We start from the raw sequence: 24,397 nt of genomic DNA on the forward strand, positions 1-24,397 counted from the left end.
CCTCACATTCCGGCCTACCCAGAAGGGTGAGTTCTAGTGAGTTCCGGTAAGTTCCAGTGAGTTTCGCCGAGTCTCGCCGGGCTCGAAATCGTCCCTTGAGGCAGCGGGGAAGATAGGTGCCGGCCTGAGCCGAAGCGCGATATCTGTCACAGTGTTCGACGTCCCGGACGGCATCGTGGGGGAGGACCACCACAGTGGGACGCCGGACTGGTCGTCGAGGGCTTGGCGGGTTCCGGGGTCGGGTCGGCGGACTTGGCTGGTCCTGCCGAACCCTACCGACGCTTGTAAAGCACTAGGCGCGAAGTCGTAGCGACGATTAGTGAGTGGTCAGTTGCCCAGGCAACGGCGAGACCGTGAGACGGCATGTGGTGAGCCTGGACGTCGCTGTGGCCGGTTATCAAGTCCCACATCCGCATCGTGCCGTCATCGCTGCCGGTGACGGCGATGGGTGTGCCGTTGAGGACCGTGCACGCCACCGTATACACCACATAGGTGTGGCCGGTGAGGGGTTCGCCGATCTGTCGGCCCGCGGCCAGGTCCCACACCCGCACCGTGCCGTCCCGGCCGCCGGTGCCGGCGACTGGCGTCCCGTCGAGGGCCGTGCAGGCCACCGCACACACCGTGCCGCTGTGGCCGGTGAGGGGTTCGCCGATCTGCCGACCCGCGGCCAGGTCCCACACCCGCATCGTGCCGTCATCGCTGCCGGTGACGGCGATGGGTGTGCCGTTGAGGGCCGTGCACGCCACCGCATGCACCGCATCGGTGTGGCCGGTGAGGGGTTCGCCGATCTGTCGGCCCGCGTCCAGGTCCCACACCCGCACCGTGCCGTCCCAACTGCCGGTGACGGCGATGGGTGTGCCGTCGAGGGCCGTGCAGGCCACCGCATTCACCGGGCGGGTGTGGCCGGTGAGGGGTTCGCCGATCTGTCGGCCCGCGTCCAGGTCCCACACCCGCACCGTGCGGTCGTGGCTGCCGGTGACGGCGACCGGCGTCCCGTCGAGAACGGTGCACGCCACCGCACACACCGTGCCGGTGTGGCCGGTGAGGGGTTCGCCGATCTGTCGGCCCGCGTCCAGGTCCCACACCCGCACCGTGAGGTCGGTGCTGCCGGTGACGGCAACGGGCGTCCCGTCGAGAACGGTGCACGCCACCGCACACACCTCGCTGGTGTGGCCGATGAGGGGCTCACCGATGATCACGCCCCAGCTGCCGATGGCCAGGTCCCACATCCGCACTGTGCCGTCATCGCTGCCGGTGACGGCGATGGGTGTGCCGTCGAGGGCCGTGCAGGCCAGCGCATACACGGTGCCGCTGTGGCCGGTGAAAGGTTCGCCGATCTGTCGGCCTGCGGCCAGGTCCCACACCCGCACTGTGCCGTCTTCACTGCCGGTGACGGCGATGGGTGTGCCGTCGAGGGCCGTGCAGGCCACCGCATTCACCGGGCGGGTGTGGCCGGTGAGGGGTTCGCCGATCTGTCGGCCCGCGTCCAGGTCCCACACCCGCACCGTGCGGTCGTGGCTGCCGGTGACGGCGACCGGCGTCCCGTCGAGAACGGTGCAGGCCACCGCCCACACCGCATCGGTGTGGCCGGTGAGGGGTTCGCCGATCTGCCTGCCTGCGGCCAGGTCCCACATCCGCACTGTGCCGTCATCGCTGCCGGTGACGGCGACCGGCGTGCCGTCGAGGGCCGTGCAGGCCAGCGCATACACCTCGTCGGTGTGGCTGGTGAGGGGTTCGCCGATCTGTCGGCCCGCGGTCAGGTCCCACACCCGCACTGTGCCGTCGTTGCTGCCGGTGACGGCGATGGGTATGCCGTTGAGGTCCGTGCAGTTCACCGCATTGACCCCATCGGTGTGGCCGAAGATGGTGTCGCGGAGGGCTGGGTGGGAGACCCCGCCGATGGCCCAGCGTGGTGCCAAGACGCCGGTGGGCATGTTGTGGACGAGGCGTTGGTGCAGGGTGGTTGCTCCAAGACTGGCGGCGTCAGTGGCAAGAATCTGGCGACGCGAGTCCGGGGTGGCTTCCAGGAGTAGCGGCAGGCTGGAGCGGTAGATGGCGACGATCTGGCGGGCGGTTTCGCTGCGCGCCCGATGGAGGTGGGGGGTCAGGCTACGGGGATGGGCGTGGACGAGGTAGCCGTCGTGGTCGAGGAGTTCGTCCAGGCGCCCGGCCATGGCGGCATGAAATGCCAGGTAGTTAAGGGTGTAGGGGTGGGCGCGTGACCAGTCGCGGGTGCCGTCGGCGTGATAGGGAACGGCCTGGATGAGGACGCTCATGTAGGCGGCGTGGACGTGGGCGGCGTCAGTGCCGTCGCGGAGGTGCTCGACGAGGGCCTGGTGGTAGAGGCGGTAGGCGGAGCGGTCGGCTTCGGTGGCTTCGACGACGTAGGCGCCGGCGTTGCGGCGCAACCACATCAAGTCGGCGTTGGTGTAGTGCCGGCCGGAGATTTCGGAGGCCAGCGGGGCCCAGATGTCTTCCCAGGGCAGGCCCTGACCAAGGGCGAAGGCCAGCGGCCGCAGGAGGTCTGTGACACGTTGCGCATCGTTGCCGAGGCGACGGGTGAGGTCGTTGCGCATGGCCGCCCCGGCATGGCGGGGCAGAGTAGCGCGCCAGTGGGGGGCGGCGGGGTCGTCGACGACGGTCTCGGCGGCGGCGAGGGTGCCGGCGGTGATGCGGGCGACGAGGAAGGAGTTGCCAGCTGCTTCACTCACCGCCTGGGCCACTGGTCTAAGGGCGGCGGGGCAGTGTCGGTAGGGGGAGTTGGGCTGGGCGTCCAGGAGGTTGCGGATGGTGTAGATCTGCAGGGCCCTGGGGTCGGCGTAGCGGGGGTCGTCGAGGTCGATGACCTGCTCACGGTAGGCAGGCGTGGCGGCGGTCAGGCCGAGGCAGTCCAGGAGATAGGGGCGGGTGCCGAGCAGCAGCCGGATCTGCCCGCTTCCGTACTGGATCAGTGGTCGCACGATCTGTGAGCAGAGGCTGTCGGGGGTGGCGGCTTCGTCGAGTGCGTCGATCAGGGCGGTGAAGGGCCGCGGGCGCTTTTGTGCTGCGAGGGCTTGTAGGAATTCGCCCACCGTGTTCACCCTCAGGTCGGCTGCGGCGGCCAGGCCGGCCAGGACTTCGGTGTTGGTCAGGCTCTGTGCGTAGATGGCGACGTCCACGCTGCCCTCGTCTGGCATCAGGCTCGCGGACAGGTTCAGGGCGCGGGTGGGGACGGTGAGGCGGTGTTCGGGATGGGACAGAACGGCGATCATCCCGAGCACGGCCGTCTTGCCCGAGCCCGGCCCGGCGGTGACCACCCGGCAGATACTGCTGCCATTCGCGCGTGGCTCGCGCAGCCATGCGGCCAGGTCGGCGAGCACCCGTTGGCGTCCGCTGAACCACCAGTTGCGCAGGCGGGGATCGCTGGAGCCCATGGCCCGCATCAGCAGGCGGGTGGTGAGCTCGGTGTCGCGACGTTTGGCCTGCGCATCGAACTCCGCCGCGTGCTGGATCGCCAGATCCACACCGGTCAGAGCGCTGTCGCGGCGGGGGTTGGTAAGGAAGGCGGGTGGTTCACCGCTCAGGCCGACCAACGCGAGGTTGATGCGCTGGTGACCAGGCCGCTCGGGGCTGTTGTTCATGTGCTCGACCAGCGTGGACACCGACAGCGTCCGCGGCCCGTGCCCGGCCGTGGCCCAGCTGCTCACCGCATCGGTGAACAGCTGGGGAAACGTCCCGGCTTTGGCCTGCTCGTGGGACTGCGCCGAGGAGATGATCACCAAGCCTGAGCCGGTCGCGTTGCGCCACTGCTGGTTGATGCGGTTCAGGGCGGCCGCGGTCATCTCGTTGCCGCCCTGCCCGGAGTAGCAGGTATCCAGCATCAGCAGCAGCCGCCGCACCGGTGTGTCACGCAGCATCGCCCGCGCCAGCTCCACAGTCGGCAGGCTGGTGTAGGCGGTGTCCTCAGGATCGGTGTCGGAGGTGTACAGCACATGGTCGCCCCCGTCCTCGAGGACCTCCCCGTGCCCGGACACATACACCGCGACCAGGTCATCCTCACGCCGGTCAGCAGACTTGCAAAACGCCCGCAGCTGGTCGGTGAGCTGCCCGCGGGTGGGATCCAGGCCAAGCGCCGTCTGGTGGCGGTATCCCAGCTGACCGGTAAACAGCTCGATGACAGCCTCGCGGGCCTGCACCAGACCGGGCCGGTCCCAGGCAGGACACTTCGGATACCGGGAGATCGCGGTGGCGATCAGGAAACGGCGCGGACCCTCACCCCCCAGCTGCCCCGGAGTCTCGGTGCTGGTCATGCCAGGCCGTCCTTGACCGCCTGCCCGCACAGCCGGTCCGTCAGATACGCGGCCGCATCATGGGCGTGCGAGCCATTGTGCACCCGCGCGCAGCGCACGAGCGGCCCGAACGCCGGCCGAAGGTCCTTCACCAACGCCACCACGTCACCGTCCTCGGCAAGGTTCGTCCACACCAGCCGCTCCCCGCCCGGCCACACCCCACGCGGCTGCCCGCCCAACTGGATCGGTGCCGGCTGCAGACGGTGCAGGATCAGATGCGAAATCCCCAGCGGCGAACCGATCGTGACCAGCGCCCGCACCCCGTGCCCGGGCCGCGCACACAACGCCTCATATGCCACAACCGAACCAAGGGAGTGAGCGACAACTACCCGCGTGTCATCGCCGATCTGATCGGCCACCCGCCCGCGGGCCCGCACCCGTAGCTGCGGATCAAGGAGGTAGCGGTGGACCTGCTTCAGATCAGAGACCATCGCCCGCAACGCGACCCCGGCAAAAAACCGCGACCCCGACAACGCCCGCAACCCGGCCTGCACCGACCGCGGCGTTCCCGCCAGCGTGTCCTCAGCACCGGGCGGAACAACCCCCGGGTCACTGGCGGCCGCAGCCTGCCACCAGGCCAGCAGCAACTCCGCCTCGAAGCCGGCCTCCACGTCCTGCGACGTGTACGGCGGGTCGCCCACCGCCAGATACTCGCCCTCCGGGCGGAACACATCCCCGTAGAACGCCATCGCCACATCGGCGTCCGCCAGCCGCTCCGTCGCGCCGGCACGCTTCAGACCGTCGTTCAACGCCGGTAACCACTGCTGACGCAGCGTCTCCTCACCCAGCAGCTGCTTGCCGATGCCGTGCACCCCAACAACGCGCGCCATGCCCCATGCCCCCGTGCTCGCCCCCGGCCTGCCGTGGTCAGCACTGTAGGGGCAGAAAGGACACGGAACATCACGATCTGCAAACTCCACCCGCAATCTCAGAACACCGACGCGCGTTCTGCCTTCCACCACCTGTAGACCACTTTCTGATGGGCTGAGCACCCGTCGGTCGATGAGGATGGGCGGACGCTCCCCCGTCTCGAGCGTTTCCCAGAACCGAGCGACACCCTCGTGATTCCCAGAATGCCGAACCCTGCCCCAGTGATCCGGGTTGGCGGCGTACTCCTCGAAACAGCCGTTGTCGGACGCGCCGGCCGGCATCTCGCATAGCTCGCCAGCGGGAACTGCTTCGAGACTCCCCACGACCCCAGGTCGCCATCGGCAGCGACCAGGTCGTACAGCGAAAGCCCGTCGCCCAGGCTCGCGTCCAGGGACAACACCCGACCGAGTGCCTCGCCGCCAGAGGGGGGTCAGGGCCCTGTGCAGGCCGCGGGCCTCAGCTCGCAGAGCCCCGACCGCCGTGTGTCGGCCACCTTGGTCCGCTGCTGGCGCTTCAGCCGGCCAAGCGGTTCCGCAAGGACACCGTGCTCACGCCTGCCTGCCGCGGCCGTGCGCCGGGCAGAAGTGACTGCCGTCCTGCACGGACGCGGGTGCGGGTACGGTCAACGCGGTACACGGCGGGCTCGGCGCCAGGCGCTTCGCCAATGGCGCCAGAGGTCCGCGCCGTTGACACCGATGGCCAGCGCCACGACGGCGATGGAGCCCAGCCCGAAGATCCAGGAGAGAGAGAACCCGGCGAGGATCGCCATCCCCGCAAAGCTCCCCCCGCTGTACAGGGCGACCAACCTCTCGGCCAGTTCTCTGTACCGGCCGTGCCCCTGGATCAGCAGCTCGCTTGCGAAGTTCAGTACGAACCAGCCGCCGATCAGGATCAGTGTGAGATAGATGAGTGTCCACCACGGCCATGGTTCGTACAGTTCTTCCCACCGATGGTGCTCGCTCTCCTGCCAGGCCCACACCTCGCCCTGCAAGTCGGCGACGACCACTGTCGAGCTGTCCCGCTCGCTCCAGCGCGGCGAGATCTCGAACGCCGGCTCCGAGGCCCCGTCGAGATACACGTCCAGCATGTCCCCGCCGAACGTCTGCTTCAGCTTGACTGTTTTGGTGATGGCGGCGGTCCGCACCGGCAGGCACTGCTCGACACCACGCTCGGCGATACACGCCGACACAACCCGTTGCTGGTGCTCACGGTGATACGCCGGCCCGATGCGCCAGGCGCCCAAACCCACGAGAACCAACCCGAACACAATGTTGGCGACACACCATGAACTGCCGTATCGCCAGCGCATTCCGCAAGTAGAACAGCGAAAGGCGGAACCGTACAGGTGGCAGCGGATCCGCTGCTCCTGGCCCTCCGTCAGTCACCACGCAGGCTTCGACGGAATGGGGTCGGGGTCAGGACTCGGCGAAGGGGCCCTTGGTGAAGGCCAGTTCGGCGTGGCCGCGTTCGCCGTAGAGGTCGCGGCCGTCGAGGTCGAACGGGCATAAGCTGCCGACATGTGAACGATGCTCCCGAGACTGCCCCGGCCATCCCGACCGGCCCCCGTGACGGGGCTGTCGTGTCCTAGACGGGGCTGTCGTGTCCTACGGGCTGCACGTCAAGCGCCGATGCGACCTCGCGCTGGAACTGTTCGCCCACGACCTCGACGCCCCGCCGGGGGATCGACTGCGCCAGGCCCTGGCGCTGAGCAACTGGCTGGACCCTCTGGGACGTCCTTGGCGGCCAGTACTACCACTGAGTGCTCCGCACCTGGGGCAAGTGGGCTGGCCTTCCTCGTCAGAAGCCAGCAGGGCCGATCGGCGGCTGACCCGGCGCCGCGCCCTCCTGGTGGCGACCGGCTATGGCTGCGGCGAGCGCCAGAAGCGCCTCCACTTGAGCCATCTGCAAGCGGTAGTCAGGCTGGACTGTTCCTCCCATGGCACCTCTCAGCGGCGTCAAGAGTTCGATGGCGGCTTGCTCGTGCTCTTCGTAGCTGGCCATGCATGTCTCCAGGTCAATTGGTGCGGCGCGGCACGCTACCGCGCGATCAACGGAGCGGCTCTGGGGCCGTGATCTTAGGGGCTCGCTCCAAAGCGGCTGTCTAGAGCCGTGGAGTTGATCGCCTCAGCCCCCACGATCCCATGGGGCGAGTAGGGCGATTGCTGCATCCCCTAGCCGTCCCTGACTGGCCGTTCTATATCCGGTCGTGCGCTCGGTCTGGTTCGAACGGGATCCTGGATCGGGTGACTTGTTGGCTGGTGGGGCATAGAGGAAGGGCCTCTTGGTAGCTCGCGGTTGTCGAGTCCAGCGAGAAACAAGAGGCTCTGTTGTCGATGTGTCGCGTGGTCGTGGTTGCCGGGTCCAGTCCGTCCACTCCTGGGTGTGACTGTCTCGCCCATCGGTTCGGGAACGCGGCCGACCGGCCAGAGCGCCGACCCCGGTACGGCTCGGACATGAGCGATAAGCGGAAACCGCACATGGGGTTCGGAACGAGAACGACCTCTAACGTGTGGTGACTGCGCGGTGATCTGGGTCGGACAGTCGCCCGTTCGTATGTACCGTCCTCCGGATCGCGACAGGGCAAGTGCATCGCTGCCGTAGTCGCCGCCTACAGCGTTAACGGCTGTGCCGCCCCGATCCGGACGAGGCGCCTTGCCGTTGCTTTACCCACTCTCACGTTTGGCGAGGTCGCTCTCGTGTGCAGCTGCCGGTCCACCGCCGTACGGCGCGTCGTCTCGGAGGCGTACAGCATCCAAGGCTGGTCTATGTCTGGGACATGTCGACGAAGCGGGAGTAGGGCCCTGGAGGGCGACGGTGATGGTCGCGGTGGGCCCATGGCGGAATTTGGTGACGATGAAGTCGGCCTCGCCGGCCCGTGGAGAGTCCCTTTCGTAGGCGTCCTCGCGGTGCAGGACGATCACGTCGTCGGCGTTGTCCTCGAGGGCCCCGGAGTCCCGCAGGTCGTTGATCATGAGTTTTCTGTCGGTGCGCAGTCGGTCACGCGGCACTGCGACTGGGCCTCGGGCACGAAGGCCGTACCGGAGTTGGTTCACCGCCTGTGCAGCGTCTGGCGCCACCCCCGGCGATCGAGGAGGGCCTCTGCACGTTCAGCCCCTGACGTTCGGTCCCTTGTAAACATGCAGGTCACGGCGGTCAGTGATGCCGGGAAGGGACTCAAGGGACTCAGGCCGGGAGTGTGTGCGAGGGCGTGGTGTCGGTGTGGGGCTGGGGTGTGGGGCGGCCGGTGGAGATGTAGGGGGCGAGCGCCAGGGAGCCCGGGGCGGAGTGGACGTGGGCGTCGATGAGTCCCGGCAGCAGTGTGGCGCCGCTTCCGTCGACGATCTCGCTGCCCTCGGGAGCGTCGCCACCGACGCGGGCGATCCTCCCGCCGTCGATGACCACGGTCCGCACGCCGACCGCCTTCTCCCCGTCGAAGATCTGCGCGTTGGTGATCGCGGTGAGCGCCATGGCGGTCCGCCTCATTTCCTAGCTCGTTCAAAATTTACATACCCGATGCTATGTACTTATTGAATGGTATGCAAATGTGCCGGCCGGGCCTAGACTCGGCACATGAGCAGCACGTCCTCCTCCGAGCAGCCCCCCGACGACCCGGCGCTGGATCAGATCGGCCCGGCGCTGTCCCGTCTGCGGCGGCGCGCACCGGCATCGGGCAAGGACCTCTCCCGCAACCTCGTGCTCAACGTCATCGCCGACACGCCGGGCGAGATGACCGTCGGCGGGCTGGCCACCGAGATGGGCGTCGCGCAGCCGGTGGCCAGCCGGACCGTCGCCGCCTGCATAGCGGACGGGCTGCTGCGGCGGGCGGCATCCCAGTCCGACGGACGCCGTACCGTCCTCGAACTCACCGAGCAGGGCGAGGCCGAACGCAACCGCTTCGCCGCCGAACAGCGCAAAGCGTTCCTGGAGATCACCGTCGCCTGGTCACCGCAGGAGCGGACCCAGTTCGCACGGCTCCTGACCCGATACGGAGCCGACGCCACCGCCTGGTCAAAGAAACAGACCACGAGCCGCGATTGAACGAGCAGTGCCCCGAGACCGAGTCACGGCCAGGAGCCCAGGCGTCGATCACGCTGACGGACGACCTACCATTCCGACACTCACCCGTGAACAGGGCGAGAGTCCTGGAAACCGACCGCATCAGCCCTTTGACGTGTGACTCAACGTCCTCGCCTTCCTGCCGCAGAACGTTCTCGGTGAACCGGATGATGGTGTTGGCGACGCCCCAGATCGCGCTGGGGACGCACTCACGCGCCCCCGACCTCGTCCAGGGCGGCGGAGTCCGCGCACGGATCGGCGTCGGCTGCCAGGTCCGTAACGGGAAGGATGATGTCCTCAGCTAGCCGCCGAAGCAGGGCCGTCGGCGCCGGCACGGCCTTGGTCCGATCGGCACACCCTGAGTTTTTGGGTATCCGGGCCGGTGACTCCGGCGGTGCAGCGACTGCTGGGAGTGATGGATACGGGTCCTGTGCTGCTGGCAGAGGCTGCTTGATCAGGCTCGGTGAAGCCGTCGCGATATGAGGGTGTGGACGGGTGGCCTTGGCGGTGTGCCACTTACGATCACTGGTGCGCTGTCATCGGTGAGCCGTGTACTCGGCTCCGCAGGGCCCGCGAGCCCCGTTGCGCGGGTGGTTGTCTCCGGGACGGGCAGGTGTCCCCCCGCCGCCTGCCCGCCCCGGCCCCTCAAGGAGCTACCGAGGGAATCCGTTGACCTGCGGAAACGTGGCTCGTTCTGTGTGGATCTCCCGCATTGAGGCGTGGGGGGTTCCCGGCTTCCGTACGTCGGGGCCGTCCGTTGGCTCGTCTGGCGTTATGCCGGACTGCCGTCTGTTGGCGTCTCCGTGGCGCGCCGGATGGGGAACATCGTGGGGACCGGGTCGTTCGTGAGGAAGTCGAGAATGAGCCGGTTGACGTGCTCGGGCTTCTCCATCGGCAGCGCGTGCGAGGTTCCCGGGACGACGGCCAGTTCGGAGTCGGGGATCGCACGGTACAGGGCAATCGTGTGTTCGAGTGTGATGAGGTCGTCGTCACCGACGAGGACGATTGTGGGCGCGCTGATACGGGCCAGATCGCCGGTGGAGATCGTCGGCTGTGTGCGGATCATGTCGAGCGTCTTGTTCACGATGACCGGCCAGTGTTCGGCGCCGTCCGGCGACACAGCTTCGTACATCTCACGGAAGGCCGCCATATCGGGAGCATCCGCCGCCATGTGGTCCAGCAACGCCGGCGCCGCAGAGCTTTCCGGGCCGGGGAGGAAGTTGGCCCCCATGGCCACGACCTTTTGGACCAGGTCCGGGCGGGCGATGGCGACGAGCAGGGCGACAATCCCGCCGTCGCTCCATCCGACGAGATGGGCCGGGCCTTCGACGACCGACTCGATGAAGGCGGTGGTGTCGTCGGCCATGTCCTGGTACGACAGCGGTCCCTCAACGTCGGGTGTATGCCCGTGGCCGCGGCGCTCGGGGAGGAACAGGCGGTACCTCGCCGCGAGTTCGGCCCGCTGGGCTCCCCAGGTCTCGTTCGTGCACAAGCCGCCGTGAAGCAGGAGCAGCGGGTCGCCGGCGCCCTCTGCCTCGTACCACGTCGTCACGCCGGGTAGCTCCACATATGCGCCCATCGCAAGCCTTTCTGGGATGCCGCCGTTCCTCCTCAGTCTCCGCAGCCGATGCAATGACCCGCAACGCGACGGTGCAGCTGAGCGCCCAGGTGCGTGAGCATCCACTTGGCTGCCCGCCCGCTAACCGGGGCGATGGGCCTTCCGCCACCTGAGGAGCCGCATTTCGCCAGTAGCCCTCAAGGCCGGCGGCCACCCTCCTGCTCATCGTCGTCACGTCGGTTTCTGCGGCTGCCGCCGCATGGGTGGTGGGACACGGTACGACGGCTGTCACCGTCTGGCCCGCCGCAGGGGTCTGCACTTCGCTGCGAGCCCGCCCGGTACCTGAGGGATCCCGCAGGGGCAGGGGGGTAGCGGGCTGGGGGCGTCCACCTCCACCGTCCCATCGGCTGTCTCCGGGCGGAATCCGGTCACTTCATGGGCATGCCGGAGCGCATGGCAGCAGCTCCGGCACGGGCCGAAGGGCAGCGCGCACCGTGGCATAGACCGCCGGTTGCGGGGCACGTGAGGCCTGCTTGACGTGCCCGGTGGTGAGCCGTGGGTGTCAGAGCCTGGATGCAGCCAGTTCCTCGCGGTGCGGGCAGCCGCCCGGTGGGAGGAGTCGAGGGGAAGGTGTCACTGTGATCATTCCGGCGGAGAAGGAACTGCGCGCTGTTCTGGCCCGGTTTGCTCAGGCCCGTATCGAACATGACGTGCGCCCTACCGGCCGCACCAGCAGTGCTCTTGAAGACTCCACGTACACGCTGTGTGTGATGACCGGGGCCCGCACTGCCGAGCAGGCTTTGCGCGTGGCCGATGCTCTGCTGGAGCAGTACAGCACGAGCCGTGCCGGCGTCCTCCAAGAGGACAAGACGCTGGCCGCGTAACTGATCCCTACGTTGTTCTGCGGGACGTGGTGAGCCCTTCGTGCGGTTCACCCACCCAGGGCGCCGAGTGTGGCTCTAACTGATCCGCTGCTCGTAGCTAGAAACGATTGGCCGCTCGGCGCCCCACGACGACTCGGCTGCCGATGAGGAATTGCGAATGATCGCTGAGTAGGGATCTGACAGCGAAGTCGTCGGTGGGAGGCACCCGCAGCACACTGTACGGAGGCACCGCATGGCCGCGATCTGGGCCGGCATCGACGCAGGAAAGACCCACCACCACTGCGTCGCGATCGACGAGAGCGGCCGTCGGCTGCTGTCGCGGCGCGTCGCCAACGACGAGCCCGACCTTCTCGAGCTTCTCACCGACGTCCTGGCCCTGGGCGACGAGGTGACTTGGGGAATCGACCTGGCCGACGGCGGATCCGCCCTGGCCATCGCAATCCTCCTCAACCATGACCAGCTGGTCCACTACATCTCCGGCCGAGCCATCCACCGCGCCTCTGAGAGCTACCGCGGTGAAGGCAAGACCGATGCCAAGGACGCCGCGGTCATCGCGGATCAGGTTCGCATCCGTCGTGACCTCCAGCCCTTACGGTCCGAGGACGAGACCGTCACCGACCTCAAGATCCTCACCGGCCGGCGAATGGACCTGGTCGCGGACCGCACCCGCACCGTCAACCGGCTGCGGGTCTGATCACGGTCCAGCCGGTAGGCGGCCGGCCCCAGCTGCCGCCGCTGATCGCGCGTAAGATCCGCTGCCAGGCAGTCTGGTCCGTGCCCATGCCACGTCGCGGGCCGGCGCGGCCAGCGCCCGGGCCTCTTGCCGTTCGTCAACGCTTCCCATGAGGTCCACCGTGCCCAGCCGGCCGACGGCCCCAACACCCGTACGCCGTCGCCCGCAGCGGCCGGCCGGTTGAAGTTGTGGATGACGTCGCGGACCCGGTCGGCGCTGGTGAACGTCACCTCGGCGATCTTGGCAACGCCCATGCCCTGCGCGGACAACATCACCATCTGGGCCCGTCACCAGGTCACCACCCACCCGGTGCCCCGGCGGACGATCCGCAGCAGCCGCTGCCCCTCGTCGCCATCGATCTCGCACCCGTACTCGTTGAGCCACATGATCATTCTGACCGTCCGGCGCCACCGAGTGCAGCAACCGGACGACCCGTCAAAAGAGGGTGAACCTTGCCTGATGCGGCACTATCGCTGCAGTGTCAGCACGCCCGGCCGGTACGGCAGGAGGCCGTAGTCCATGCCGTCGGTGCTGGGGTCGCGCCCCTGGTAGAGGAACTGGAGGTTGCAGGGGTCGATGGTCTTGGTCTGGTCGGGGTTGGTGCGAACCAGATCGCCGTGGCTGATGTCGTTGGTCCAGGTCGCGCCGCTGTTGGCCTTGCCGGCGAAGGGGTTGGTCACGGTGTCGGCCTGCGGTGTCCAGGTGCCGTCGAGGCTGGTGGCCGTGAACGAGCGGAAGTAGCGACCGTACCCTGTGTAATTCTGGGCTTCGACGATCATGAGGTACTGGTTCTGACCCTGGACCTTGTAGACCTCAACCGCCTCGAACAGGTTGAGCGGCGTGTCGCTCATGATCTTCGTGAACGAACCGAAGGTGCCCGGGAAGTTGCCGATGGGCATGCTCGCGCGCCAGATGCCACCCTCATCGTCGGCGAAGAACATGTACATGTTCGTGTCGTCGCCGATGAGGGTCACGTCGAGGGGGCCGCCCTTCGGGAGGGTGCCCGTGAATAGTTCCTGCTGCGCGGACCAGCCGTTGGGGTTGGTGGGGTCGCTCGAGGTGCGGTAGCCGAAGCTGTATGGCCAAGCCCCGTTGTAGGCGAGCACCCAGAGATTCTTCGGGGCGAAGTAGAACAGCGTCGGCGCGATGCCATCGAAGGGGATCGTGTTCTGGGTGGCGTTGGCCATGTCAGACCAGTTCGTGAAGGGGCTGAAGGTCGTCAGTCCCCAGCGTCCATCGTCACCGGCGAGGGTGTTGTGCGTCGTGGCATAGACGACGTGCTTGCCGTTGTGGACGACGCTGGTGAAGTCCTTGAGTGAGGCCCACCCCGCCTTCGGCTCCGCCAGCGGGCCGGTCGATGTCCAGCGGTACGTCGACGGAAGAGCACACACGTTGTTCGCCCCTGACAGGCCGGTCCATTTCTGGTTGGTGCCGCCGTGGCACGACCACATCTGCACTCCTGTGCCGTTGGCCTTGCCCCAGCCCGCGACTTCCAGGCACAGGCCGGACCGGACCCCGACGATCGTGCCGTCGGGGTTCACCCGCCACTGCTGGTTGTCACTGCCGTTGCACGTCCAGATCTGCACCGGGGTCCCGGGCGTGGTGGCGCCGCCCCGGACATCCAGGCACTTGTTGCCGTACACGGTCAGCTGGGCGCTGTCCGTCAACGTCCACTGCTGGTTGGTTCCGCCGCGGCAGTCCCAGATGTGCACGTTCGCGCCGTCGGTCTGGCTGAAGCCCGCCACATCGAGACAGCGGCCGGAATCAACACCGCGCACGTCGCTGGTGGTGGCCGCCTGAGCCGGGCCGGCAACGAGCAGTGCCGCCAACGCGGCCAGGGCCGCGACCACGGCGGCGAGCACCGCGGACGGGCGTCTGCGGCTGAAACTACGTCTGCGCATAAGGACCTCGTCATCCTTGAGCAAGCGACTCCGGTCTTCCCTGTCAGAGGCTGACGTCCGTCTGCTCCTGTGGGCGAGCGACGTGGGCGAGGTCCGGGCACCTGCGTGGTGTTGTGCGGCCCTGCCCCCGCCTCACCGGCCCAGGCGGCCGGCGGGCCGGACGAAGCCGACACCATGCGCTGCCACGCAGAAAGTTGCCACGCAGAAAGAGGCCCGCATGCCCCGGACGCGGCTCCGACAAGGCGTAGCCCACGGTGTCGTAGGGCCCGAGCCGGCTGTGGTCCGGGCCGGAGGGCACGATGTCGTTCCCCGGCGGTGGGACGTGCTCGGCGTTGTCCTCAGCCCAGGTGGCGGGCGGTGATTTCCGCCGCGGTGTCGGTCACCCGCCGCCCCAGCTCGGCGAGCCGGGCGGGATCGAAGCGGGAGTCGGGCATGGAGATGCCCACAGCGGCCAGCGGCACGCCGTCACCGTCCAGGACGGGTGCCGCGATGGCGCAGACACCTTGGATGTACTGGTTGTGGTTGACGGCGTATCCGCGCTCTCTGACACGGCGTATCTCCGCGCGTAGAGCGACCGGGTCGGTGATGGTCTCCTCGCCGTAGCCCTCCAGCGTGCCCGCGGTGAGCTCGTCGACCTCGGACTTCGGCAGATGGGCGAGGACGGCGCGCCCGGTGGCCGTGGCGTGCAGGGGTGAGGTGTCGCCGATGGCGTGGAAGGTGCGTACGGCGTGGTCGCAGTCGATGCGGTCCACCACGACCATGCAGTGCAGGGCGTCCGGAACGGTCAGGTGGATGGTCTCGTTCAGCGCGTCGCGGAGCCGCATCATCGGTTCGCGGGCGGCGGCGTACAGGCTGGAGCCCTGGAGGGCGGCGGGGCGTACGGCGAGCACTCGTGCGCCGATCTCCCAGCGGGTGGTGTCTGTCCGGTTGGCCCGCAGCCAGCCCGCCTCGTCGAGGGTGACCAGGGTGCGCTGCACGGTCGACTTCGGGAGCCCGAAGAGCTTCGTCAGCTCCCCGACGGTCACCGGCTGGTGCTGGGCGACCGCCTCCAGGATGCGCAGTGACCTGGTCACACTCTTCATTTCCATTGCCGCGCCCCCGGGGGTTCTGCAGACGTCGTCGGACTCACCTCTCGACTTCCTCCCGGAGCCGCAGGCATGCTCGTGCCGGATTCTAGCATGGCGTCCCACAATGTGGCACGTGCCTTTGTCTGGAGATCGGACCGGCGCAGAGGCGGAATGTGGATCCGGCGCCGGTGCCCGCGCTTCCCCCTGGCCGGGTGCAGGGCTGGGCCTGGCGTGGAAACGCGAGGGCCGACTCCCGGGCGGGGGAGCTGGCCCTCGTTCCTGCGGGGCTGATCCCCGCTTCCCGCTCAGGCGCCCAGGCGGCGCCCCGTGATCTCCGTGGCCGTGTCGGCGACGAGGCGGCCCCACTCGGGCAGCTGGTCCTCGTCGTACCGGGAGTCGGGCATGGAGATGGCGACGGTGGCCAGCGGCGTGCCGTCCTCGTCGAGGACGGGCGCGGCGATGGCGCAGACGTCCGGCCGGTACTGGTTGCGGTTGACCGCGTAGCCGTCGGCGCTGGTCCGGCGCAGCTCGGCACGGAGGTCCTCGGCGTCCACCGGTGTCGTCTCGCTGTAGCGCTCAAGCCCCTGGGCGATGAACTCCTCGACGTCCTGCTTCGGCAGATGGGCGAGGACGGCGCGCCCGGTGGCCGTGGCGTGCAGGGGTGAGGTGTCGCCGATGGCGTGGAAGGTCCGTACGGCGTGGTCGCAGTCGACGCGGTCCACCACGACCATGCACTGCAGGGCGTCCGGCACCGACAGGTGGATGGTCTCGTTCACCTTGTCCCTCAGCCGCACCATCGGTTCGCGGGCGGCGGCGAACAGGCTGGATCCCTGCAGGGCGGCGGGGCGTACGGCGAGCACCCGTGCGCCGATCTCCCAGCGGGTGGTGTCCCTGCGGTTGGCCCGCAGCCACCCCGCCTCGGCCAGCGTGACCAGGGTGCGCTGCACGGTCGACTTCGGGAGGCCGAAGAGCTTCGTCAGCTCCCCGACGGTCACCGGCTGGTGCTGGGCGACCGCCTCCAGGATGCGCAGTGATCTGGTGACACTCTTCATTTCCATCCGATTTCCCCCTGTTAATCCTCGGAGTTCTCCAGGGACATCCTCTTGACTCCCTTTCGTGGCCCTGCCATTCTCGTGCCAGATTCTAGCACAGCGTTCCACAATGTGGCACGGCTCCCGGGGAGATCCCGCCGAAGTGAGCCGGACTTGAGATGCGGCGACACCCAGCTGTTGGGCCGCAGAGAAGCCCCCAGCCCCCGCCCAGACCGCCTCGAATCGATCAGCCTCACGTCGGGGGCCAGCATGCGCCCCGGCGAAACGAAAGGAAAGCCCCGTGTCAGCTGCCAGGAAGCGCGTCGCCGTCGTCGGCGTCGGAACGATGGGCAGCCAGGCCGCCTGGCGCCTGGCGGCCCGCGGCGCCGAGGTGGTCGGCTACGACCGCTTCGCCCCGGGCCACGACCGCAGCGCCGCCGGCGGCGAAACCCGGATCTTCCGCAGCGCCCACTTCGAGGACTCCCGGTACGTGCCGCTGCTCCAGCACGCCGACGCCCTGTGGGAGCGACTCCAGCAGGAGACCGGCCGCGAACTGCGCAGCCTCACCGGATGCCTGCTGATGGGGCCCGCCGGTCACCATCAGATGGCCACCGTCCTTCAGTCCATCGCCGAGCACGGCCTGGACCACGAGGTGCTCGACGTGGATGCCCTGGCCAAGCGCTTCCCGCAGTTCCGGATCGAGGACGGTGACGCGGCCGTACTCGACCGCAGGGCCGGCTTCATCCGCCCCGAGCTGTCGATCCAGACCGCCGCCCGCCGCGCCGAGGAGCTGGGCGCGCGCATCCACCGCTACACCGCGGTCCGCGAGATCGTCCCCGTCGCGAACGGCGTCGAGATCCGCACCGACGCCGGCAACGAGCACTTCGACACGGCCGTCGTCACCCCCGGCCCCTGGGTCAACGACCTGCTGCCCGACCTGCCCTGGGAGGTCGACATCCGCCGGCTGATCAGCGCCTGGTACGTGCCCACCACCGACGCCTGGTTCGGCGAGGAGCGCCCCGCCTTCATCCGTACCGCGCCCACGCACTGCTACGGCCTGCCCTCCCCGGACGGCGTCTCCGTCAAGCTCGGCCTCTCCCGCGCCCTGCACCGCCCCGCCGGTGACCCGAACCAGCTGGACCGGACCGTCGAGCCCGAGGAGCTGGAAATCTTCACCGAGTTGATCGGGCGTCACATGCCGGACCTGAACCCCGATCCGACCCGCCTCTCCGTCTATATGGAGGGCTACACCGCGAGCAGCCGCCCGCTGGTCGGTCCGCTGCCCGGCGCCGAGAACGTCGTCCTGCTCGCCGGTTTCTCCGGCCACGGCTTCAAGCTCTCGCCCGCCTTCGGCGACATCGCCGCCGACCTGGCGCTGGACGGCGACTCGCCGCAGCCCGTCGACTTCCTGTCCACCCTCGACCGAACGGTGGCGTGACGACCATGACCTCGACGAAGAGCTCCCTGTCCGTCGGCGCCCTGAGCGCCGAGCCCGGCAACAAGGTCCGCGGCACCGTACCCGCCGACCTGGGCACGCTCACCGCGGACATCCCGCTGACCCTGGTCAACGGCGCTCACCCCGGCCCTCGCGTCCTCATCACGGCAGGCGTGCACGGCGGCGAGTTCACCGGCATCGACGCGGCCACCCGGCTCGCGGCCCTGCTGGAACCCGGCGAGGTGCACGGCCAGGTCGTCGTCTGCCAGGTCGCCAACCCGCCGGCGGTGTACCAAGGACGGCTCGGCGTCTCCCCGGTCGACGGCGTCAACATCAACCGCGTCTTCCCCGGCGACCCCGACGGCGGCCCCACCGAGCGGCTCGCCGCCTGGCTCTTCACCCACCTCGTCGAAGGCGCCGACGCCTACGTCGACCTGCACTCCGGCGGCATCGACGAGGTCCTCAAGGACTTCGTGGGCTACCGCCTCACCGGAGACCCCGAACTCGACGGCAAGACGGCCGACATGGCAGGCGCCCTCGGCATCGAAGATGTCATCTTCGGCATGAACGCCGACGGCGGCAACAGCCACGCGGCCGCCGCCCGACAAGGCATCCCGGCGATCCTCGTCGAGACCGGGCAGCTGGGCGAACGCGACCCGGAGGCCGCCCGGCGCCTGGTAGGCGGCCTGTACGGGGTGCTGAGCCGGCTCGGAGTCCTCGACACACGGCCCCAGAACCCGGCGTCGCCGGTCCGCGAGTGGGTCTGGGCCGCGGGCGTCACAGCCGAGAACAGCGGCCTCTGGTACCCGGAGTTCACCGCCGGCGACGACGTGACGGCCGGCCAGGTCATCGGCCACGTCATCGCCCCGGCCGACGGCCAGGAGTACAAGATCCACACCCCCGCCACCGGACGGATCTTCTACGGAATGCGCGGCCTCACCGTCGCCCCCGGCGCCGAACTGGCAGCCATCGCCGCCCCAGCCCCCCGGGACTCCGGCGACCACTGACCCCACCCCCCGCAAAACCCCTCCCCGTACGACCAGAACGGGCAACCGCACCAGCCCGCACCCCCGCACGCATCCTCTCCCCTCGTACCGCACCTCCAGGAGGCAACCGGTGAAGGACTTTCGGATCGACCGCAGAGTGTTTCTGCGCGGCGCAGGCGGCGTTGCCGCAGGCATCGCCGCCGCCACGTCGCTCAGCGCATGCGGCACCGGCACCAGCCGGTCCGTCGGCAGCGGCGGCAAGAGCTCCAAGACGCTCGTCGTGCGCAACAGCGGTGGCTCCTACGGCGACGCCAACCAGCAGGCGATCTACGAGCCGTTCACCAAGGAGACCGGCATCCAGGTCAAGGTGGTGAACATCGAGTACGCCCAGATGCTCGCCCAGATCAAGCAGGGCCGCCCGCAGTTCGACGTCATCGACGACTCGATGGCCGACTTCGTGCTCTTCAAGCAGCAGGGCGCGACAGAGGACCTCGACTACGACCGGCTGAAGAACTTCAAGAACGCGGGCATCGCCAAGACCCTGGTCACCTCCAACGCGGTCGGCAAGAACTACTGGGCCAGCGTGATGGCCTACCGCACCGACTCCTTCGGCAAGCAGAAACCTTCCTCCTGGGCCGACTTCTGGGACACCAAGGCGTTCCCGGGCAACCGCGCCCTGCAGGCCCTGGACGCCGACCTGCCCGAGCTGGAGTTCGCCCTCCTCGCCGACGGCGTGGCCCTGGACAAGCTCTACCCCCTCGATGTGGACCGCGCCTTCAAGGTCCTGAGTGAGATCAAGCCCCACGTCCGCAAGTTCTGGGACACCGGCGCCCTGCCCGGCGTGCTGCTGGGCCGCAAGGAGGTCGATGCCTCCAGCGTCTGGCACGGCCGCCTGGACGCCCTGATCAAGGGCGGCGCACCGCTTGCCTACCAGTGGAACGGCGCCCGTCGGCAGAGCAACGCCCTTGGCATCCCCAAGGGCGCCGCGAACCTCGACGCCGCCTACCGGCTCATCGACTTCGCGCTGCGCCCCGAGGTGCAGGCCGCCTACGCCGAGATCTACCCGATGGCCCCGTCGGTGCCCGGCGCCTACAAGAAGCTCTCGACGACCACCGCCGCGAACCTGGGTAGCTCTCCCGGACACCTGGAGTCCGGCTTCGACCTGGACGTCGAGTGGTGGATCAACAACCAGGACGCCGTGTCCAAGCGCTGGCAGGAGTGGACTCATGCCTGAGACCCACGTGATGTCCGAGCCGTCGCTCGCCGCCCCGGCGGCGCTGGCCGGCAGCGGAAAGCCCTTGTCAGTGCAGGCACTGCGCAAGACGTACAGCGGCGTCACCGCGGTCGACGAGGTCTCCATGGAGATCGCGGCGGGCGAGTTCGTCACCTTCCTGGGGTCCTCGGGCTCCGGCAAGACCACGACCCTGATGATGATCGCCGGGTTCTGCGAGCCCGACTCCGGCAGCATCGTGGTCGGCGGCCGTGACGTGACCCGACTGGCCCCGCAGAAGCGCGGACTGGGCTTTGTCTTCCAGCAGTACCTGCTCTTCCCGCACATGACGGTGTGGGAGAACGTCGCCTTCCCGCTGCAACTGCGCGGCGTGCCGAAGGCGGAGCTGCGCCGCCGGGTCGGCGAAGCGCTGGAGATGGCCGGACTCTCGAAGATGGCCCGCCGCCGGCCGCGCGAGCTGTCCGGCGGCCAGCAGCAGCGCGTCGCCCTGTGCCGCGCCCTGGTCTACCGGCCCCCGGTGATCCTCATGGACGAGCCGCTCGGCGCCCTGGACAAGAAGCTGCGCGACCAGCTCCAGACCGAGATCAAACGCATCCAGCAGGAACTCGGCCTGACCGTCATCTATGTGACGCACGATCAGGAGGAGGCGCTCGTCCTGTCCGACCGGATCGCGGTGATGCGGGACGGCCTGATCGACCAGTTCGACACCCCGCAGGAGCTCTTCGAGCGCCCCCGCACCCCGTTCGTCGCCGACTTCCTCGGCGCCGCGAACTTCCTCCCGGGCCGCGTGGAGGAACAGAACGCGGAGCACACCCTCGTACGGTTGGACAGCGGCGGTCTGCTGCAGGCCCGCCTGCGGGCCGTCCCGGACGGCGCACGGGTGCGCGCGGCAGTCCAGCCCGGCCGCCTCGTGCTGTGTCCGCCGGGCGACGGGTTCTGTACGGGGACCGTCGAGACGGTCACCTACGTCGGCACCCTGGTCCGCGTCACCGTCCGCCCCCTCGGCGGCACGGACACCGAACTCATTCGACTGGAACTGCCCGCCGGCCGCGCACCCGCTCTCGGCCAGCGGGTCGACCTGGCCGCGGACCCCGCCAACGTCAGCGTCTTTCCCGACGCGGAACACGGGGGGTGACCATGGCCGTGCTCGCCCCCGTATCCGGCTCCGCCGCTCCGGCGCCCCGCAAGAAACGACTGGGCCACGCTCTGTCCGACCGCCGCACCCGCTTCGGACTGCTCAACGCCACGCCCGTGGTCGTCTATCTGCTGATCCTCTTCGTCTATCCCATCTTCAGCACCCTGATGCTGAGCCTGAAGGGCGACAACGGCGGCCTGACCCTCCACTGGTACGCGGACGCGTTCCAGGGCGCCAACCTGGAGATCCTCCTCACCACCCTGCGGATCTCCGCCGAGACCTCCCTGCTCGCCCTGGTCATCGGCTTCCTGCTGGCCTCTGCGATCTCCCGGCTCAAGCCCCTGTGGGCGGGCTTGACGATGATCGTGGTGGTCGTCCCCCACTTCATCAGCGCTCTGGTGCGCACCTACGGCTGGATCATCCTGCTCGGTGACAACGGCGTGGTGAACAACGTCCTGACGGACATCCACTTCCCGGGCGCACCCTTCCAGTTGCTCTACAACGAGATCGGCGTCGTCATCGGCACCACCGCCGTGATGCTGCCGTACACCGTACTGCTGCTGTACGCCGTGATGAAGGGCATCGACCAGCGACTGCTCGCCGCCGCGGCCAGCATGGGCGCCGGCCGGATCACCATCTTCCGCCGGGTCTACGTCCCCCTGGTGGCCCCCGGCCTGGTCAACGCCGGCGTGTTGTCCTTCATCCTCTGCCTGGGCTACTACCTCACCCCCGCCCTCATGGGCGGCGAGAAGCAGACCATGGTCGCCTCCCTCATCGACGAACAGGTCATGAAGCAGAACCAGTGGAACGGCGCCTCGGCGCTCGGCATCATCCTGCTGCTCCTCACCTTCGCCGGACTGCTGCTCCTCAGGCTGCTGAAGTCGGCCGGCGAGGCCCTTCGGAACCGGGGTACGGCGTCATGATCGAACTCCGTTCCACCCTGGCCGGGCGCATCACGCTGGCCGTGTTCTCCACGCTGATCCTGCTGTTCCTGGCCATGCCGATCGTCGTCATCGTCGTGACCTCCTTCGGCAAGGACGCCTTCGGCTCCTTCCCGCCGGACTCCTGGACGCTCGGCTGGTACAAGGTCCTCTTCGCCGACGGCAGCAAGTGGCCCGCCGCGCTGTCGCTCAGCGCTTTGGTGGCGGCGATGACCACGGTCTTCTCGCTGGTCCTGGGCATGACGGCGGCCACGGCCCTGGTCCGCAGCGAACTGCCGCTGCGCTCGGCGGTCTACGGCCTGGTCCTGGCCCCGCTGGTGATCCCCCAAGTGGTCATCGCCCTTGGTCTGTTCCTCCTCTTCGAGCCGGCCTCGATGCTCGGCAGCCCGGTCGCCATCGCCCTCGGACACACCGTGCTCGCGTCACCGATCGCCGTGATGATCCTCATGGCCACGCTGAAGGGCATCGACGAACGCCTGGAGGACGCGGCGGCCAGCATGGGCGCGAGCCGTCTGACCATCGCCCGCCGCATCACCCTCCCGCTGGCCATGCCCGGCCTGGTCGCCGCCGGGATCTTCGCCTTCATCACCAGCTTCGACGAGTTCTTCATCTCGCAGTTCCTGTCCTCCGTGGACACCACGACCCTGCCGGTCCAGGTGTTCAACGTCCTTCAGTACAACGTCGACCCGTCGGTGACCGCCGTCAGCGCGATCCTCATCGCGGTCGCCGTCGTGGCCCTGGCACTGGTCGGCGTCGTGCGCAAGCTCAGCGGCTCCGGCAAGCAGGACGGGCTGCTGCCCGCAGAACCCGGAGTGGGGCTCCCCGCCGGAAGTGAGACCGCATCATGACCACCACTACCAGCACCCCCGCCGGCGGGTTGTCCGCCACCGCGGCCAGACACCTCCTGCTCAACATGACCCCCAACGGTTCTCTCGGGCAAAACGGCGAGAACCTCTTCGTCGTCCAGCGTGGGGAGGGCCCCTACATCGACGACGCGGACGGCAAGCGCTACATCGACGGCCTCTCCGGCCTCTACTGCTGCCAGATCGGCTACTCCTACGCCCCCGAGTTCGCCGAGGCCGCCGACAAGCAGCTGCGCGAGCTGTGCTTCAGCCCGTTGTGGTCCGGGTCCGCGCACCCCACAGCGATCGAACTCGCCGAGCGGCTCTCGCGGATCGCGCCCGTCGGCGTCGAGCACACCTTCTTCTCCGGCGGCGGAGCGGAAGCCGTCGAGACCGCCTGGAAGATCGCCCGTCGCTACCACGCCCTGCGCGGGGAGCCCGGCCGGGTCAAGGCGATCTCCCGCCGTGGCGCCTACCACGGTCTGACCATCGGCGCCCTCTCCCTGACCGACGACCCCGGGCTGCGCGAGCCGTACGGCCCCGGCGCGATCGACACCCATTTCGTGTCCAACACCAACCGCTTCGGCCTCGCGCCGGAGTTCGCCGACGACGACGTGTACGCCACCCATCTGCTCGCCGAGCTGGAGGCAGCGATCCTGGCCGAGGGCCCGGAGACGATCGCCATGCTGATCGCCGAGCCGGTGCAGAACCGCGGCGGCTGCATCACTCCGCCCCAGGGCTACTGGCCGGGCCTGCGGGCGCTGGCCGACCGTTACGGTTTCCTCCTTGTCGCCGACGAGGTGATCACCGCGTTCGGGCGGCTGGGGGAGTGGTTCGGAGGCGACCTGTACGGCGCCCGCCCCGACATGGTCACCGTCGCCAAGGGCATCACCGCCGGCTACGCCCCCATGGGAGCCACCCTGGTCAGCAACCAGATCACCGAGGTCATCAACCGGCCCGGCACGGTCCTCAACCACGGCTACACCTTCGCCGGACACCCGCTCAGTGCCGCGATCGCCCTGCGCAGCCTGGAGATCATGGAGCGGGACCGGATCCTGGAGAACGTCCGTGGCCAGCAGGACCACCTGGCCCGGCGCATGGCCTCGCTCGCGGATCTGCCGATCGTCGGTGACGTCCGCGGCGCCGGATTCTTCTACGCCTGCGAACTCGTCGGCGACCTGGACGGCGGCGGATTCAGCGACACCGTCCGGGCCGATCTGATCGCCGACCTGATCCCGCGCCGGCTGCGCGAGGCCGGCCTGCTGGCCCGCGTCTACAACCGCGCCGCCCCCCTGGTGCAGATCGCGCCCCCGCTGATCAGTGACCGCCACCTGCTCGACCGTATCGCCGACATCCTCACCGCGACCCTCGACGAGGCGTCCCACCGCCTCTGATCCAC

The 24,397-nt window shown here is 68.7% G+C and carries 17 protein-coding genes and 4 pseudogenes; 10 read left to right on the forward strand and 11 right to left on the reverse strand.

Annotation, left to right across the window (positions count from 1 at the left end; all coding sequences use genetic code 11):
• Nucleotides 1-272: 272 nt before the first annotated feature.
• The 6 genes and pseudogenes from M2157_RS47660 to M2157_RS47685 all read right to left on the reverse strand — a co-directional run.
• Nucleotides 273-4,289, reverse strand: coding sequence for a caspase family protein (locus M2157_RS47660; RefSeq protein ID WP_280868609.1), 4,017 nt, complete (start codon nt 4,287-4,289; stop codon nt 273-275).
• Nucleotides 4,286-5,158, reverse strand: coding sequence for a hypothetical protein (locus M2157_RS47665; RefSeq protein WP_280859262.1), 873 nt, complete (start codon nt 5,156-5,158; stop codon nt 4,286-4,288). The genes M2157_RS47660 and M2157_RS47665 overlap by 4 nt, the downstream gene beginning before the upstream one ends.
• 662 nt (nt 5,159-5,820) lie before the next feature.
• Complete coding sequence (locus M2157_RS47670) at nt 5,821-6,507, reverse strand: hypothetical protein (protein WP_280868610.1); 687 nt, start codon at nt 6,505-6,507, stop codon at nt 5,821-5,823.
• A 488-nt stretch (nt 6,508-6,995) separates the two neighbouring features.
• Nucleotides 6,996-7,199, reverse strand: coding sequence for a hypothetical protein (locus M2157_RS47675; protein WP_280859260.1), 204 nt, complete (start codon nt 7,197-7,199; stop codon nt 6,996-6,998).
• Between the two features lie 762 nt (nt 7,200-7,961).
• Nucleotides 7,962-8,188: pseudogene (locus M2157_RS47680) on the reverse strand (DnaB-like helicase C-terminal domain-containing protein); the annotation flags it as partial.
• A 268-nt stretch (nt 8,189-8,456) separates the two neighbouring features.
• Nucleotides 8,457-8,666, reverse strand: a pseudogene (locus M2157_RS47685) (amidohydrolase family protein); the annotation flags it as partial.
• 102 nt (nt 8,667-8,768) lie between these two features.
• Between M2157_RS47685 and M2157_RS47690 the strand changes: the two are divergent.
• Nucleotides 8,769-9,236: a MarR family winged helix-turn-helix transcriptional regulator gene (locus M2157_RS47690; protein WP_280868611.1), complete on the forward strand. Its 468-nt coding sequence runs from the start codon at nt 8,769-8,771 to the stop codon at nt 9,234-9,236.
• A 790-nt stretch (nt 9,237-10,026) separates the two neighbouring features.
• Here the strand turns inward: M2157_RS47690 and M2157_RS47695 are convergent.
• Nucleotides 10,027-10,833, reverse strand: a complete 807-nt coding sequence (locus M2157_RS47695) for an alpha/beta hydrolase (RefSeq protein WP_280868783.1) — start codon at nt 10,831-10,833, stop codon at nt 10,027-10,029.
• A 617-nt stretch (nt 10,834-11,450) separates the two neighbouring features.
• On the opposite strand from M2157_RS47695, the gene M2157_RS47700 reads away from it, so the two are divergent.
• Both M2157_RS47700 and M2157_RS47705 read left to right on the forward strand, forming a co-directional pair.
• Nucleotides 11,451-11,696, forward strand: a complete 246-nt coding sequence (locus tag M2157_RS47700) for a DUF5133 domain-containing protein (protein WP_280859258.1) — start codon at nt 11,451-11,453, stop codon at nt 11,694-11,696.
• 232 nt (nt 11,697-11,928) lie between these two features.
• Nucleotides 11,929-12,372, forward strand: a pseudogene (locus tag M2157_RS47705) (IS110 family transposase); the annotation flags it as partial.
• 236 nt (nt 12,373-12,608) lie between these two features.
• Here the strand turns inward: M2157_RS47705 and M2157_RS49205 are convergent.
• The 4 genes and pseudogenes from M2157_RS49205 to M2157_RS47720 all read right to left on the reverse strand — a co-directional run.
• Nucleotides 12,609-12,813 (reverse strand): annotated as a pseudogene (locus tag M2157_RS49205) (IS630 family transposase); the annotation flags it as partial.
• Between the two features lie 83 nt (nt 12,814-12,896).
• Nucleotides 12,897-14,330 (reverse strand): non-reducing end alpha-L-arabinofuranosidase family hydrolase, encoded by a 1,434-nt coding sequence (locus tag M2157_RS47710; protein WP_280868612.1) that lies wholly within the window; start codon nt 14,328-14,330, stop codon nt 12,897-12,899.
• A 338-nt stretch (nt 14,331-14,668) separates the two neighbouring features.
• Nucleotides 14,669-15,412 carry an IclR family transcriptional regulator gene (locus tag M2157_RS47715; protein ID WP_280859641.1) on the reverse strand — a complete coding sequence of 248 codons (744 nt, stop codon included), beginning with the start codon at nt 15,410-15,412 and terminating at the stop codon, nt 14,669-14,671.
• Nucleotides 15,413-15,702: 290 nt separating this feature from the next.
• The gene (locus M2157_RS47720) at nt 15,703-16,449 is read right to left on the reverse strand and encodes an IclR family transcriptional regulator (protein ID WP_280868784.1); all 747 of its coding nucleotides are present in this window, start codon (nt 16,447-16,449) and stop codon (nt 15,703-15,705) included.
• A gap of 280 nt (nt 16,450-16,729) precedes the next feature.
• Here M2157_RS47720 and solA point away from each other — a divergent pair, with 280 nt between their 5' ends.
• The 7 genes from solA (at nt 16,730) to M2157_RS47755 (ending at nt 24,392) form a co-directional block, all read left to right on the forward strand.
• Nucleotides 16,730-17,866 (forward strand): N-methyl-L-tryptophan oxidase, encoded by a 1,137-nt coding sequence (gene solA / locus M2157_RS47725; RefSeq protein WP_280868613.1) that lies wholly within the window; start codon nt 16,730-16,732, stop codon nt 17,864-17,866.
• Between the two features lie 5 nt (nt 17,867-17,871).
• Nucleotides 17,872-18,870 carry a succinylglutamate desuccinylase/aspartoacylase family protein gene (locus M2157_RS47730; protein WP_280859255.1) on the forward strand — a complete coding sequence of 333 codons (999 nt, stop codon included), beginning with the start codon at nt 17,872-17,874 and terminating at the stop codon, nt 18,868-18,870.
• Between the two features lie 109 nt (nt 18,871-18,979).
• Entirely contained in the window at nt 18,980-20,083 is a 1,104-nt protein-coding gene (locus M2157_RS47735) for an ABC transporter substrate-binding protein (protein ID WP_280859254.1), read from the forward strand.
• Entirely contained in the window at nt 20,076-21,215 is a 1,140-nt protein-coding gene (locus M2157_RS47740; RefSeq protein ID WP_280868614.1) for an ABC transporter ATP-binding protein, read from the forward strand. The genes M2157_RS47735 and M2157_RS47740 overlap by 8 nt, the downstream gene beginning before the upstream one ends.
• A 2-nt stretch (nt 21,216-21,217) precedes the next feature.
• Entirely contained in the window at nt 21,218-22,138 is a 921-nt protein-coding gene (locus tag M2157_RS47745) for an ABC transporter permease (protein WP_280868615.1), read from the forward strand.
• Complete coding sequence (locus tag M2157_RS47750) at nt 22,135-23,004, forward strand: ABC transporter permease (RefSeq protein ID WP_280859251.1); 870 nt, start codon at nt 22,135-22,137, stop codon at nt 23,002-23,004. Before M2157_RS47745 ends, M2157_RS47750 begins: the two co-directional genes overlap by 4 nt.
• Nucleotides 23,001-24,392 carry an aminotransferase class III-fold pyridoxal phosphate-dependent enzyme gene (locus M2157_RS47755; RefSeq protein WP_280859250.1) on the forward strand — a complete coding sequence of 464 codons (1,392 nt, stop codon included), beginning with the start codon at nt 23,001-23,003 and terminating at the stop codon, nt 24,390-24,392. Before M2157_RS47750 ends, M2157_RS47755 begins: the two co-directional genes overlap by 4 nt.
• Nucleotides 24,393-24,397: the final 5 nt, after the last annotated feature.

Source organism: Streptomyces sp. SAI-127 (assembly GCF_029894425.1).
GTDB lineage: Bacteria > Actinomycetota > Actinomycetes > Streptomycetales > Streptomycetaceae > Streptomyces.

Coding starts and splice junctions, on each gene's coding strand:
- M2157_RS47720 (WP_280868784.1), bottom strand. CDS start 16,449: ATGAAGAGTGTCACCAGATCACTGCGCATCCTGGAGGCGGTCGCCCAG.
- M2157_RS47745 (WP_280868615.1), top strand. CDS start 21,218: ATGGCCGTGCTCGCCCCCGTATCCGGCTCCGCCGCTCCGGCGCCCCGC.
- M2157_RS47690 (WP_280868611.1), top strand. CDS start 8,769: ATGAGCAGCACGTCCTCCTCCGAGCAGCCCCCCGACGACCCGGCGCTG.
- M2157_RS47750 (WP_280859251.1), top strand. CDS start 22,135: ATGATCGAACTCCGTTCCACCCTGGCCGGGCGCATCACGCTGGCCGTG.
- M2157_RS47740 (WP_280868614.1), top strand. CDS start 20,076: ATGCCTGAGACCCACGTGATGTCCGAGCCGTCGCTCGCCGCCCCGGCG.
- M2157_RS47730 (WP_280859255.1), top strand. CDS start 17,872: ATGACCTCGACGAAGAGCTCCCTGTCCGTCGGCGCCCTGAGCGCCGAG.
- M2157_RS47660 (WP_280868609.1), bottom strand. CDS start 4,289: ATGACCAGCACCGAGACTCCGGGGCAGCTGGGGGGTGAGGGTCCGCGC.
- M2157_RS47710 (WP_280868612.1), bottom strand. CDS start 14,330: ATGCGCAGACGTAGTTTCAGCCGCAGACGCCCGTCCGCGGTGCTCGCC.
- M2157_RS47695 (WP_280868783.1), bottom strand. CDS start 10,833: ATGGGCGCATATGTGGAGCTACCCGGCGTGACGACGTGGTACGAGGCA.
- M2157_RS47665 (WP_280859262.1), bottom strand. CDS start 5,158: ATGGCGCGCGTTGTTGGGGTGCACGGCATCGGCAAGCAGCTGCTGGGT.
- M2157_RS47755 (WP_280859250.1), top strand. CDS start 23,001: ATGACCACCACTACCAGCACCCCCGCCGGCGGGTTGTCCGCCACCGCG.
- M2157_RS47715 (WP_280859641.1), bottom strand. CDS start 15,412: ATGAAGAGTGTGACCAGGTCACTGCGCATCCTGGAGGCGGTCGCCCAG.
- M2157_RS47670 (WP_280868610.1), bottom strand. CDS start 6,507: ATGCGCTGGCGATACGGCAGTTCATGGTGTGTCGCCAACATTGTGTTC.
- M2157_RS47675 (WP_280859260.1), bottom strand. CDS start 7,199: ATGGCCAGCTACGAAGAGCACGAGCAAGCCGCCATCGAACTCTTGACG.